Source organism: Leptolyngbya subtilissima AS-A7 (assembly GCF_039962255.1).
In the GTDB taxonomy this organism is placed as follows: Bacteria; Cyanobacteriota; Cyanobacteriia; order Phormidesmidales; family Phormidesmidaceae; genus Nodosilinea.
The window spans coordinates 1023095-1036920 of sequence record NZ_JAMPKY010000001.1; the positions used below are offsets into that span (position 1 = coordinate 1023095).

10 protein-coding genes and 1 pseudogene are annotated in these 13826 nt (G+C 58.1%); 1 reads left to right on the forward strand and 10 read right to left on the reverse strand.

Features of this window, described 5'->3' with window-relative positions:
- Positions 1-86: 86 nt before the first annotated feature.
- The 8 genes and pseudogenes from NC979_RS04605 to NC979_RS04640 form a co-directional block, all read right to left on the reverse strand.
- Positions 87-1865 carry an ABC transporter ATP-binding protein gene (locus NC979_RS04605; RefSeq protein WP_190524340.1) on the reverse strand — a complete coding sequence of 593 codons (1779 nt, stop codon included), beginning with the start codon at positions 1863-1865 and terminating at the stop codon, positions 87-89.
- 203 nt (positions 1866-2068) lie between these two features.
- A pseudogene (locus tag NC979_RS04610) lies at positions 2069-2908 on the reverse strand (YeiH family protein).
- A 12-nt stretch (positions 2909-2920) separates the two neighbouring features.
- The gene (locus NC979_RS04615; protein ID WP_242024199.1) at positions 2921-3121 is read right to left on the reverse strand and encodes a hypothetical protein; all 201 of its coding nucleotides are present in this window, start codon (positions 3119-3121) and stop codon (positions 2921-2923) included.
- A gap of 27 nt (positions 3122-3148) precedes the next feature.
- A complete protein-coding gene (locus tag NC979_RS04620) occupies positions 3149-3871 on the reverse strand; it encodes a sulfite exporter TauE/SafE family protein (RefSeq protein ID WP_190524343.1) in 723 nt (240 codons plus the stop codon).
- A 140-nt stretch (positions 3872-4011) separates the two neighbouring features.
- Positions 4012-5091, reverse strand: coding sequence for an Mrp/NBP35 family ATP-binding protein (locus NC979_RS04625; RefSeq protein WP_190524346.1), 1080 nt, complete (start codon positions 5089-5091; stop codon positions 4012-4014).
- Positions 5084-6061, reverse strand: coding sequence for a HEAT repeat domain-containing protein (locus NC979_RS04630; RefSeq protein WP_190524349.1), 978 nt, complete (start codon positions 6059-6061; stop codon positions 5084-5086). The genes NC979_RS04625 and NC979_RS04630 overlap by 8 nt, the downstream gene beginning before the upstream one ends.
- A gap of 118 nt (positions 6062-6179) precedes the next feature.
- Positions 6180-6407, reverse strand: coding sequence for a 4Fe-4S dicluster domain-containing protein (locus NC979_RS04635; protein ID WP_017301328.1), 228 nt, complete (start codon positions 6405-6407; stop codon positions 6180-6182).
- A 172-nt stretch (positions 6408-6579) separates the two neighbouring features.
- On the reverse strand, positions 6580-8283 hold the full coding sequence (locus NC979_RS04640; RefSeq protein WP_190524352.1) for a fumarate reductase/succinate dehydrogenase flavoprotein subunit: 1704 nt from the start codon (positions 8281-8283) through the stop codon (positions 6580-6582).
- A 431-nt stretch (positions 8284-8714) separates the two neighbouring features.
- Between NC979_RS04640 and NC979_RS04645 the strand changes: the two genes are divergently transcribed.
- Positions 8715-10757, forward strand: coding sequence for a LysR family transcriptional regulator (locus tag NC979_RS04645; protein ID WP_190524355.1), 2043 nt, complete (start codon positions 8715-8717; stop codon positions 10755-10757).
- Between the two features lie 220 nt (positions 10758-10977).
- Here NC979_RS04645 and NC979_RS04650 read toward each other — a convergent pair whose 3' ends face one another.
- The gene (locus NC979_RS04650; RefSeq protein ID WP_190524358.1) at positions 10978-12252 is read right to left on the reverse strand and encodes a vWA domain-containing protein; all 1275 of its coding nucleotides are present in this window, start codon (positions 12250-12252) and stop codon (positions 10978-10980) included.
- Positions 12249-12929: a MerR family transcriptional regulator gene (locus NC979_RS04655; RefSeq protein ID WP_190524361.1), complete on the reverse strand. Its 681-nt coding sequence runs from the start codon at positions 12927-12929 to the stop codon at positions 12249-12251. The genes NC979_RS04650 and NC979_RS04655 overlap by 4 nt, the downstream gene beginning before the upstream one ends.
- Positions 12930-13826 lie beyond the last annotated feature (897 nt).

Genomic DNA, 13826 nt, shown 5'->3' on the forward strand with positions numbered 1-13826 from the left:
CTAGCACTGCTTGACCAATTACGTCCGCTTAGGTCGAGCGGGGCCTGCAAGGTTCTAAACACCTGTAGACTGGCCATTATGCCAACTCAGCTAAGGGCCGGAGCGGCACCGACCTGAGATTCTAGAATTGCGCCATAGAGTGAGCTGTTTGCCATCAAATATTCGTGAGTACCCTGGGCCACCAGGCGGCCCTTATCCATCAGCAGAATGCGATCGGCGGTGCGGACGGTGCTGATCCGCTGGGCCACCACAAAGGCAGTGCAAGTGCGGCGGCGCATCAGGTCGTCGAGGGCGGTCTGAATTTGGGCGGCGGTTTGGGCATCGACGGCGGAGGTGCTGTCGTCGAGAATCAGCACCTTGTAGTCGGTTAGCAGGGTGCGGGCGATTGCAATTCTTTGCTTTTGCCCGCCTGAGAGCCCCACTCCGCGCTCGCCCACTAGGGTGTCGTAGCCCTCGGGCAGGGTCATGACAAAGTCGTGAATCTGGGCGGCTTTGGCCGCTTCGACCACCTCGCTCAGGGTGGCCCCGGCCTTGGCGTAGGTGATGTTAGAGAAGATGGTGCCCGAGAATAGAGTGGTCTCCTGAAAGACCGTGCTGATGCGCGATCGCAGACTCTCTAGGGTAAAGTCGCGCACGTCGCGACCGTCGATGCGCACCGACCCAGCGGTGACATCGTAAAAGCGGGGAATCAGGTTCGTGACCGTGCTTTTGCCCGAGCCGGTCATGCCCAAAATGGCGATCAGCTCGTTGGGCTTAGTCTCAAAGGAAATGCCGTTGAGGGCCGGGGTGGTGGTGCCGGGATAGCGAAACGACACGTTTTCAAAGGTGATACGGCCAGCGCAGGTGGTGAAAGGAATGGCATTGGGGCGATCGCGAATCTCGACCTCGGCATCGAGCACTTCGTAGACCCGCTCGGCGGAGGATGAAGCCCCGGCGATCGCTGGGGCGGCAAAGCCAATCAGCAAAATCGGTTGCAAGATCAGCAGCAGATAGGCGTTAAACGCCACCAGTTCCCCCACCGAAAACTGCTCATTAATGACCGCCACGCCGCCGTAGCCCACCACCACCACAATTACCAGGTTGCTGACCAAAAAGATGAAGGGGAACGTGTTGCGAATCGCTCGAATGGTTTTCATGTTGGCGGCGACTAGCTCACCGTTCAGCTGGGTGTAGCGCTCGCGCTCGGCATCCTCCCGCACAAAGGCCTTAACCACCCGCACCCCCAGCAAGTTTTCCTGCAAGACCGCGTTGAGGTCGCTGAGCTGCTCCTGCACCTGGCGAAACAGCAGGTTGTTTTGGTTAAAGAATCGCGCCATCAGCCACCCCGCCAGGGGCACCACCGTCAGGCTGATCAGCGCTAGCGGCCAGTTCATGATCAGGAGAATTGTGGCGATCGCCACCAGCGTCACCACCCCGCTAATCACCTGAACCAGGCTAGTGCTAAGGAAGGTGCGCACCTGCTCAATATCGCTGGTGACGCGAGTGAGCAGCTGCGAGGTTTGAGACTGGTCGTGGTAACTAAAGCTGAGGGTTTGAATCTTGCTGAAGATGCGGTTGCGCAGGTCATAGACCACGCTCTGCGACATCGCCTCAGCGCAAAAACTCTGGCCAAAGTTAAACAGCCCTCGGGCTAGGGCCGCGACCACCAGCCCAGCCCCGCTTTGCAACACCACCGTCAAATTGTTTGCGGCAATGCCATCGTCGATAGCCCAGCGAAACAGCTGCGGTGTCGCCGCGTAGGCCGCCACCAGCAGCAGGGCGCTGATTAACGCCCCCAAGGTGAGCCAAAGGTGAGCGCGCAAACTGCTCAATACCCGCAGCAGAGGCTGTTGCAAAGAGACGTCTTGGGGCTGAGACTGAACCAATCGCCTGCTCCTAATCACACCTCAGCATTCTAAACGGTGTTTTAAGCCGTCCAGCAAGTATTGGCGTAACCGTAGCTCAAAGCCCCTCTCCCAATTTTGGGAGAGGGGTTTGGGGAGAGGGCAAAAGCGCAGCTAACGATGTCACCTCCGATCTACTGAGGCTTTGCGCTGCTCTCGCAGTCCTCACACTACGGTTTACGCATCTACAGCTGACCCAGGTGAATCATTGACAGGCTAACTGCCGCCAGCAACAGCCACGAAAGCCCGGCCAGATAGAGCGGCTTGAGGCCCAGCTGCGACAGGCTAGCTAAGTTTGTCTCTAGCCCCATAGCCGCCAGCGACAGGCAAAGCAAAAGCTGATTACCACTGATCACCGCTTCCTTAATAGGCTGAGCCACCAGACCCAGGCTGTTGACCATCACCAAAAGGCAAAAAAACAGCACAAACCAGGGCATTGGCAGCGGGCGGGCGGGTTGCCCCAGCTGCCGAGGGCGACGGGTTTGCTAGCCCAGACCAACCATAATCGGCACTACCAGCAGCACCCGCGAGAGCTTGGTGACGGTGGCCACCTCGCCACTGAGGTCACCATTTTGAAAGGCGGTGGCAATCACCTGGGCGACCTCATGCACCGACGCCACACACCAAAGACCAAAGGCTTGAGGGCTGAGCTGCATGAGACTTCCCACTAGGGGATAGGTGAGCATGGCCAGGGTGCCAAAGCCGGTAATGGTGGCGATCGCATAGGTGACATCCTCTTCTGTGCCCTCGATTACCGGGTTGGTGGCCACCATCGCCGACGCCCCGCAGATCGAGGTACCCGCCGCAATCAGCTGAGCCAGACGCGGGTTTACCCCCAGCCACCGACCCGGCCAGCAGGTCAGATAAAAGGTGCTGATCGTGCTGACCGTCACCATGCCCAACCCCCAGGGGCCAACCGCCAGCACCTCCACCAGGCTCAGCCGCAAGCCGAGCAAAATTACTGCCAGCCGCAGCACCCGCTTCATCGCAAACTGAATGCCGGGGCGATAGGCGACGGGCACCACGCCCCACTGCCGTCAGCCAATGCCCAGTAGAACGGCAATCAGCAGCGGGTTGAGGGTATGCAGGTCGCTCAGCCGATCTAACCCTAAGGCGATCGCCGCCATCAGCATCGTTAGCAGCAGCCCCGGCAAAACTGAGCTGCCCTGGGTTCTCCAGTCACTCGTCACCAGACCCAGGGTAGAGACCCCTGGGCCAGCCTTAGAAGATAGTTTCATGGTTTAAAGACTGTTTATAGGGTGAGATCAGGCCACCAAAGCCAGCACCGCCACCGTCAATAACAGACCCATCACAAAGCGGCGAAAGAGTGCTTCGTCAACCCGCTTAAAGCACAGTTGCCCCAGCAGCTGCCCCAGAAAAAACGCCGGTAAAAAGCGGATAAACAAGCCACCTACCGCTATGGAGATCAGGCCGCTAGCCCAGTAGGACCCCAGGGCAATTAGCTGAATGAGAGCAAAAAATACAATAAAGTTGGCCCGGTTGGCGGCAGCTAGATTACTGCTAGACATCTGGTAGAGCACGATGGGAGGGCCGCCGATGCCCGCGAGGCCCGTCAAAAAGCCGCTCAGAGCTCCAACCCCAGAGGTCATAGCCAAGGGCGAATGGGTATAGCGGCTTTTGCCGCTCAACAGCAGCAGCACAAACCCCAAAATCAGCCCGCCGATGATGCGCCGCAGCAGGGTTGGCTCTAGCAGGGCCAGAAAGTGTGCCCCTACCGGCACCATCACCGTGGCGCTGAGCACCAAAGGCAAGACTTGCGGCCACTTAGTCTTTTGCAAGGCACCGGGTACCAACCCAGCCCCAGCCGTCATTTCAATCAGGAGAACGGTCACCACCACCAGCTGTGGGTGAAATAGCAAGCTCAGAGCCGGAGCGAGAATCAACCCCGAGCCAAAGCCAGAGAAGCCTCGGGTAAAGCCTGCAATCGCCACCCCCCCCAGACTGAGGAGCCACGTGCTCATGTCCATAGGGGTGCCTCCTGCTGGTGCGAACATTACGGAAGAGTGGGAGGGTGGGAGAGTAGATGAGTGGGAGGGTGTTTGATTTACCCATCCACCCGCCTACCCGCCTACCCACCTACCCGCCCTTCTCAACACACCGCCGTCAACTACTCCACCGCCGCCACTCCAAAGGTCGCATTCAACCCCAGGGCAATCTGGCCAAAGATCTGACTCAGGGGGGCATCGGGCAGCTTCATTGGCAGGGGCACACCCGTGTCGCCCTGTTCGCAGATGCGGGGGTCGATGGGCACCTGGCCCCACAGCGGCACCGATAGCTCAGTGGCGATCTGGGCACCGCCGCCGCTGCCAAAGATCGGTGTGGGTTTGCCGCAGTGGCCGCAGAGCAGGTAGCTCATATTTTCGACTAGGCCCAGCACCGGCACCCCCACTTGGCGAAACATGTGGACGCTGCGGCGCACATCGGAAACGGCTACCTGCTGGGGCGTCGTCACCATCACCACGCCGCAGATCGGACTTTCTTGGACGATGGTAATCTGGGCGTCGCCCGTGCCGGGGGGCAGGTCGATCAGCAAATAGTCCAATTCACCCCAGTCCACCTCGTGGAGAAACTGGGTGAGAATTTTGTGCATTACCGGGCCGCGCCAGGCCAGTGGATGATCGCCCTGAGCCAGCAGCCCGACGGACATGAGCTTGATGCCGTGGGCCTCTAGGGGCACAAACCGCTGGCCACTTGGAGTATCGATCACGCGGACTTCTGAATGACCCAGGCCCAGCATTTGGGGCACGTTGGGGCCGTAGATGTCGGCATCGAGTAGCCCCACCTTGGCCCCGGTTTTGGCTAGAGCCGCCGCCAGGTTCACAGCCGTGGTCGATTTACCCACGCCGCCCTTGCCGCTTGACACCGCCAGGGTGGTGCGTACCCCGGGGAGGGTGCAGAGCTGGGCGTAGGCTTTTTTGCACCAGGGCAGTTGCTCCAGAGTGGTTTGCACTTGCTCCTGTAGGTCGAGCTGGTGGCGGCCCACGTAGAGCCTCAGGTAGACATAGTCATCGACAACTTGCAGATTGCGCACCATGCCCAAGCTGACCAGGTCGTTGCCCAGGGTGGGCTCGCGCAGGGTTTTGAGCTGGGCGATTACCTCGGCTTTACGGGCGATCGCCTCGGCACTGGGCGCCACTTCAGCAGGAGCTTCAGCAGCGCGGTGAAAGGGAGAGGAATGGCTAGACATTGGAGGTTTCTGGCTGGGACTTCTGGATGGCGTCAATGGCCCGCTGGGAGAAAATCCGCACGTCCATGTCGGGGTCGTTGAGGGTCTGTTGCAGGGCGGGCAGGGCGTTGGTGTCGGCCAGTTTGCCCAAGGCGGTGGCCGCATCGCGCCGCACGTCGGAGTATTCGTCGGCTAGGGACTTGATCAGCACCGGCAGAGCTTGAATGTCTGGGGTTTTCTGCAAGGCGCGGGCGGTGAACTTGCGCACCTGCCACTCGGGGTCATCCATCGCCTTGACTAGGGATGCGATCGCCGCCGGGTCAGCCAAAATATCGAGGGACTGGGCCGCATTGCGCCGCACCTGCCAGTCTAAGTCACTGGTCAGCAGTTCACACAGCAGCGGCACCACCGCCGCATCACTGAGGTGGCCTAGGGTGAGCGTTGTCGCCCGCCGCACCGCCTCGTTGGGATCTTTCGCCAGGGCCAAAGCCGGTTCACAGCGCACTACCTGGTTCAAGTAGCGCAGGGTGATCACCGCCGCCTCCCGCAGCTCGGGGTTCTCCGACTCAAAGAAAGGCATAACGTACGGCAGCGCCTGGGCGTCGTGAATTTTGCGCAGCAGCACCAGCACGTTGAGCTGGGCGTGGACATTGCCCACCTGCAACACATCCAGCAGCTTCATCAAGTCGTTAGTAGAGACCAGCTCTTTGAGGGCCGACAGCGCCTCACTGCGCACATTCTCGTGGGGCGAGCTGAGGCACTCGATCAGCGGGTCGATGGCGATCGGGTTAGCAAATTCCCATAGAGCGGTAATGGCGATCTCTTGCACCATAGGGTTTTCGTCGTGGAGCGCCCCGAGCAGGGGCTCGATCGCATCCTCATCGCCCAGGTGTTGCAAGGTTTTGGCCGCGACTAGGCGCTCGTTGAGATCGGGCGATCGCAGCAGCTCAACCCACTGAGCAACTTCAGGGTCCATATCGGTGGTGTACATGGGGAAGGGTTCCAGAATGACGGCAGGGGGGTAGGGAGTGGGAGGGTGGATGGGTGGGAGGGTAGAAGGGTGGATGAGTATTTGCTTTACTCGCCTACTCATCTACCCGCCTACCTGCCTACCTCAACAGGAAAGGAATCTGAACCGTAATCGCCCCCGTGGGGCATTCCTTCTCACAGGGCAGGCAGAACCAGCACTCGTCATACTTCATGTAGGCTTTGCCGGTTTCGGGGTTCTTCACCAGCACGTCTAGGGGGCAGACTTCGATGCAGGCGTTGCATTTTTCGAGGCATTTCGATTCATCGACAATTACGGGTACGTCGACGCGTTGAGTAGTTAGGGCCATGGTTTTTCTTCAGTAGGAGGGTGGATGGGTAGGAGGGTGGAGGGGGAGGGGGAGGGTGGATGAGTAAGGGCAGACCGATATGTGTGACCAGAGAGCTTTGGATTGGGAGCGATGAATGACACCGTTCCTTCAAACGCCCATCCACTCATCTACCCATCCACCCATCTACCCCTCATCGGACGGCAACGTCGTAGACTTCTTCAACTAGGTCGACATCGACGATATAGGGCTCTACCGGACGCTTAAACAACTCCATATGGCCGGTTTCGCCTTTCTTCAGATTGACGTGGCAGAACCATTCCTCGTTGTTCTTCTCGGGATAGTCGAGGCGGTAGTGGTAGAGGCCCCAGCGGGTCTCTTTGCGGAATAGGGACGCGCGGGCGGCCATTTCGGCGCAGTCGCGGATGAAGTGCACCTCCATGCAGCGCATCAGCTCGTGGGGGTCGCGGGCACCCATCAGGCCGAGGGTTTCTTCGTAGGCGACGAATTTTTGCAGGCCGATGTCCATGTTGTTAGGCGACTTGGGCGGTTGCAGGTAGTCGTTGACCAGGCGGCGCAGTTTGTACTCAACCTGGGTGTGGGGCACGCCGTCGGGCTGTTGCAGGGGCGCGTAGATGCGGGCCTGCTCAGCGGCGAGAAAGTCGGCGTCGGGTTCAACATGCTCCAGGTTGCGCACGTAGTCCATGGCGTTTTCGCCCGCGATCCGGCCGTAGACAAAGGCTCCAATCATGTAGTTGTGGGGCACGCTGGCCATGTCGCCTGCCGCGTAGAGGCCAGGGACTGTAGTTTCGGCCCGCTCGTTCACCCAGACGCCCGAGGCGCTGTGGCCGCTGCACAGGCCAATTTCAGAGATATTCATCTCGACGCCGTGGGTGCGGTAACTCTCGCCTCGACCTTCGTGGAAGCGGCCTCGGCTGGGCCGTTCGTTATCCCACAGAATGGTTTCAATTTCGTTGATGGTATCGTCGTCGAGGTGGTACATCTTCAGGTGTACCGGGCCTTTGCCGGAGTGCAGCTCTTTGTAGACCTCCAGCATCATCTGGCCGCTCCAGTAGTCGCAGTTGATAAAGCGATGGCCCTCGGCGTTGGCGGTGTAAGCTCCGAAGGGGCTGGCCACGTAGGCGCAGGCGGGGCCGTTGTAGTCTTTGATCAGCGGGTTGATCTGGAAGCACTCGATGTTGGTCAGCTCGGCCCCGGCGTGGTAGGCCATGGAGTAGCCATCGCCCGCGTTGGTGGGGTTTTCGTAGGTGCCGTAGAGGTAGCCTGAGGCGGGCAGACCCAGGCGACCGCAGGCTCCGGTGCAGAGCACGACGGCCTTGGCCTGAATCACCACTATGTTGCCGTTGCGCACGTCGAGGCCCACGGCCCCGGTGACGCGACCGTTTTGCACCATGACGCGGGTGGCCATCACCCGGTTGGTGACGTTGACCTTGTGGCGCTTGACCTGGCGGGCGAGAATTTTCTTCAGGTCTTTGCCCTCGGGCATGGGCAACACGTATTTGCCGACCCGGTGCACCTGCTTGAGGTCATAGTTGCCCTCGGGGTCTCTTTGAAACTTGACGCCCCAGCTCTCCAGTTCTTGAATCACCTCAAAGCCCAGCCGCCCGGTTTCGTAGACGGCTTTTTGGTTGACGATGCCGTCGTTGGCGATGGTGATTTCGCGCACGTACTGCTCGGGAGTAGAGTTGCCGGGAATGACAGCGGTGTTAACTCCGTCCATGCCCATGGCGATCGCCCCACTGCGGCGAATGTTAGCTTTCTCTAAAATCAGCACGTCGCTCTCGGGGCTGGCCTGCTTTGCCTTAATGCCTGCCATCGTGCCAGCGGTGCCACCGCCGACGACTAGAAAATCAGTTTTAAGATACTGAATGTTCACTTAACCACGTCCTTGGTTTAAACGGCAGTGAAATTGAAATAAACCAAATCAAGTACAGAAGTGGAGTTTTGCCGATGGAGAAACTACAGATCCCAAGCTGAACTTGATGTATCACGGTTAGCTAATGCTTAAATAAAGGCAACTAACCCTTGGCTTATGGGCCTTTGATACGTAGCTTAAAGGAGACCACTAAAGCGAATCAACGGGATTTGTAACCGTGACTACGATTTACCCATCACAGCTTTCTATACACTCATCAAAAAAATCAATGAGACTCAACTGGCTATTCTAATAGCTGCACAAAATGGATCTTAATCAACGGATCTTGGCAGGTTATTCATATCTGCCAAGGTAAGGCAAAAGTATTATTAGGTAGAGTATTTTAGTAAATTCTTATACTAGTTTAAAAATGTTTAGGCAGGCCAGTTGAAATGGAAATTTACCAGCTAAAAGTATTTTTAGAAGTGGCTCGCTGCCTGAGTTTCACTGAAGCCGCCGACACATTAAACTTAACTCAGCCGGCAGTAAGCGCCAAAATCAAGTGCCTAGAGTCTGAGCTTGAAACCCCGCTTTTTCGGCGTTTAGGGCGACGGATAGAGCTGACTCAGGTAGGAGAATATCTGCTAGAAGAGGGGCCTAGTCTGGTAGATTTGGAAAGCCGATTGGTAGCTAAGATTGAAGAGATCAAGCAGGGGAAATTTAGCACCTTAAAAATTGGCTGCATGCCCGATATGCTGAGCAACTGGCTGCCGTCGGTGCTGTACGAATATCGCCGACTCCATCCCGATGTGCAAACTAGATGTTTGCAGTTTGATGCGGTCGAACCGCTGTATCGCGCCATTAAGACTGGCGAGGTCGATATTGGGGTCTCAGATCTGAGTTTTTCGACCTTTGATGAAATTTCAGAGGTTGCGATCGGCTCGGTTCACTATTCTCTAGTGGTGTCGAGTAGCCATCAGCTCGCTCAGCGTCCCTGGCTCAGTTTAAAGGAGTTGACTGACCAGGCCTGGGTCTTGCCGCCCGAGGGCGTTCCAGGTCGTATTGTGCTGCAAAAGCGCATGCAGGAATTGGGACTCAATCTCACCGATTTTGCCCATGTCGAAATTGTCGACGCGGCCAGTTTGATGCGCACCTATTTGCTTCAGGGGCACTACCTGGGGTTCGCCTCTGACTTTGAATTTCAGATGGAGTGTGAGGCCGGGCTGCTGCGCCGCATTCCTTTAGAAGAGTTTGCTTTGGGCACGCCCCTATTTTTGCTGATGGCCAAGCGTCTGGGTCGGGCTTTGGGCTTGGCGGGTCAACCCGCAGGCCGGGGCGGTTTGGGGCTAGAGCCAATCCGCCAGTTTGTGGCTATGGTTCAGAGCCAGGCCGCTGTCACACAGGGCAGTTCTCAAGGGCCGTCCATGCCTAAGCCGATGGACGCACCGTTGGCTGCATCCATTGATCGAAAAGTGCCCCGGTTTCAGGCTCCAAACTTTTTGGTGCGCTCTGGTTCCACCAGCGGCACCGAGACCATCAACCTCACCATTGGCACCCAAAACCGCACGATTCAAACCGTCACCGCTGGGCTAATTATTCAGCGGCTGGGTTTGCTGGAGCATTTCTTACCGCGCGAGGGCCGCTACAGCGGTGTGCAGTATCGGCTGCGCTGGTCTGACTATGGTTCGGGGGCACCGATTGTGGCCGGGCTCGAGGCTCAGCAGATCGACATTGGAGTGTTGGGCGATTACCCACTGCTGCTGAGTGCAGCGGGGGATAGCACGGCCCCAGCGGCGGGCACTCGGCTGATCAGTTTTGTTGCCAGCAACCTCGATGGCACCGGCAACGACATCATCGTGCCGCAGCATTCGACCCTCGACTGCATTGACGACCTGGCGGGGCGGGTGATTGCGGTGCCCTTTGGCTCGGCGGCTCACAGTATGGTGATGCGATCGCTCCACCACCGCCAAATTCTCAACGCCGTCACCCTCACCGCCCTCGAGCAGGCCCAGCCCCAGCGATCGGGCCGCGGCTCTGCCCAGGTGGATGGCTATGCCTACTTCGCCCCCTTCCACGAAATTGCCAAGCACAAGGGCCAGTTTCGTCGCCTGCTGCACGAAAACCTAGACGGTTTGCCCACCTTCCACGGCGTGGTGATTCGCGCCGACCTAGCCGAGCAGTATCCCGAGATCGCCGTCGCCTACCTGCGATCGCTGCTGGCCGCTCAGTATTGGTACGATACCCAGCCCATGGCCACCACGCTGGTCAGCCGCTGGGTAAATATGGACGCCGCCATTGTGGCCAAAACCCTGCGCGCTAGCACGAGCGATCGCGCCGATGTGGTCTATCTGCCCGAAACCCAGCTGCGCACCGACTGGCTCCAGGCCCACATCCGCCAGCTGGGCCAGATTGCGGGGCAAGAGCACCTGGGGCAAATCAACCTCGATCGCTGGATGCAGCCCGAGTTTTTGGAGCGGGCGATCGCGTCGCTTTAGCTTTCCCTATGCTGCCCCAGGGAAGGCTGTGCCACAGGGATCGCTTAGTCAAGGTGCGATCGCCCTAGCAGTCTGCCAAGTTTAAGGTAAGGGGTTAGAGGGGACAGGGTTCAAGGTTTAAGGCCTGTTGTGAACCGTATACCCTAAACCTTAGACCGCAAACCTTAAACCGCTAGAGCTTGTCGCAATTCGCTTAACTAAGTAAAAGCCTTTCCACCGTTTATTTAGAGTCCATCGATCGCCGGGGTTGAGACTGCCCCGTGCGCGACAGATTGTAGGCCTGGGAATACGCCTTTTTGCGGGCTCTAGCTATGGCACCGCTCTGGTAGTCGCTTTCTAAATCCTCTAGCGTTGCTTGTTCCTCCATCAGCATGGCGCTGGGGGGCATAGCAGACATGGCGACGCGGACACGGCTGAGGGAGTCGGTGGCAGCGGCGTAGTCACCCCGGTCGGAGAACATCACGGCCTCACGGCGGGCGCGGGCCGCCATCAGCAGCGCTACCTGCTCCTGCACTGCGGCATCGGCGGGGAAGTCGCTAAACTGCTCGGCACTCACCAGGGGCAACTCCAGCCCCGCCCGTAGCACCTGACGACCGGGCTGTTCCGCGTCATCCCAGGCCAGGCGCACCTGCATCAGCTCGCAGCTCTGGCTGAGGGCGGGCACTAGCAACCGGACCACCACTTGAATCGGCGACCCCACCATTAGGTTGGGCAGCTTGTAGCGCTGGGTGTCGGTCTTCTCGAAGTCATTTAGCACGTCCATGACCGTGACGCCGTTGCCTGGCTTAACGCCGAGGCTAACGCGCTGACCCAAGGTGGCAGCCAGGCCCGACAGCTCAGTTTCAAAGATCGTCGGTAGCTGCTCGGCAGACTCAATGTGAAAAAAGTTGCCGTCGCCGCTGCGGGCCATGGCGGCAAGCAGGTCTTCGCTGTAGTCGTTGCCGATGCCCAGGGTGGTGGTGCTGACGCCGCGCTGAGCAAGGCCATGGACATCGTTGGCGATCGCATCCGGCCTAGTCTCCCCCACATTCGCTAATCCGTCGGAGAGCACAATCACCCGGTTGAGCTGGGCGGGGTTGAGGTACTGGCTGACCTGCACGCCACCCTCGACCCAGCCGGCGTGGAGCGCGGTAGAGCCCCGCGAGTGGACGTGGCGCAGCTTCTCTAGCAGAGTGTTTTTGTCGGTGGCCAAGGTGCTAGGCACCAGGGTTTCAATGCGGTCGTCGAAGAGTACGACGCTGATGCGATCGCAGGGCAGCAAATTCTCGACAGCAAAGCGAGCGGCCTCGCGGGCGTAGTGCATCTTTTGCCCCTGCATGGAGCCGGAGCGATCGATCACCAAGCTGAGGTTGAGCGGTACGCGATCGCTCTCGAGGGCGACAGCTGGGGGCGTGATTCGCACCAGCACGTCGAGGGTCATGGGCTGCTGAGTGACGATCGCCCCGTGGAGCGGAATCAGTTCAACGGTAGGAAGCGCGGGTTTGGGTTGGGTCATGGTGGTGGCCTTTGGAGTGATTGAAGTTGGGCAAGGTGGTTGGCAATCAGTTGCAGCAGGCTGTCCCGCTCGTGGGCGGTAGCTGGCGCGACAAAGTCTTGCCGAACGTGAAGTTCTAACCCGTCGAGAATTTCCAGACGAGTCCAGTTTTGGGGTGGCGACGCCACCGGCGGGGGGAGGGGTGCAGCTGGGGCAGGAGCTGGAGCCGCAGACGGAGCCTGAAACGCCGGCAGAGCAGACCGCGTTTGTGAGCGATTGGTTGAGAAGGGGGCGGGGCGATCGCGAATCTGAGACAAAAACGCCAGCGCTGGATTGGCGGCCTCAACTTTGATTTGCACACCTCCTTGCAGGATGTTTTCTAGGGCCGCGTCAGACTGGCCGCCGATCAGGCTGCCGATGGAGCTGGTGCTGTAACCTTCCGCCAGTAAACGGCGCAGCACCAGCAATTGCAGTAGATGTCGGTAGGTATACCGAGCTTCGCGCCCCTGCTTGAGGGGCTTGTCTAACCATCCCTGAGTGGTGTAGTGGCGCACCAGCCGAGGGTTGACCGGCTCTTGCCCGCGATTACCAGAACCCTGGTCGGGCAAAAACTGCGGCAGCAGGTCGTTAGTCACCTCAACGAAGCGATCTAAGACCATCTCAGGCTGTTGCTGGGCAATTTGTTGCAACGTGCTCATGAGTCCATGATAAACACTTGCAACTTTAATTGCCAATAGCAAACTTTGTTGTAAGAGTTTTGTTTGCTGAGGGTTGTGCGCTTCCACTCGAGTATTTATGTCGCTCAGCAAGTATGGCCACTAGCAGGGCGATCGCCACAGGCTACTTCACTGACCTGCACTCTATCCATAAGACGGTATAAAAATTAGCGCGATCGCGATTACTCCCAGTTCCGCTGCCCTAACTCTGGACAGAAGTTCCTTAATTTATACGCGGTGTCACTGCTAGACGCATTCTTACTCCATATAGATAGTGCAATCACCGCGCCGCCACCACTAAAGCTCATCACTCTTAAGTTGGAAATCCAAAGGACCATCTAAAGCAGAGCTATCAGCGTCGGTCTACAACGTAGTTCACTGTGGGTACAAGCGACAGAGAAAGTGCTCACTGGCAATCACTCATCCCAGCTTTACGCTGGAGGGCAATTAGGAGCCCGTCCCTAAACCCTCCCGCAAAACCAGAGGAAGTGGTTGGGTTGTCTATATCAACACTACAGCCTGCCTTTAACGGCGCCCTAAGTCCTTATTTCGAACCTACTAGTAGCTTTCCAACCTGCTGTGGGTGCCGTTCTAATCCCAGTCCTTGCCACCAGATGTGGTGTTTTCGTTGAAGTTTTTTTCGAGGAAATTTTGAAGGAGTGCCTGTTGACGGCCATATAAAACGCTTAAACCCCTTGCAAAACAAGGGGTTTGGGCCACAAGAACAAAATAGTCTTAGGGTGTTGACACCTGAGTTAAATCTAGATATATTGATAAAGCGCCTGAGGGAAGCGACTCGAACGAGTCTTTCACCGAGGGTTGAAGCGAACCTCGACAACTACATAGTCTAGAAACAAAGCCAAGGTTCCTGTCAAGGAT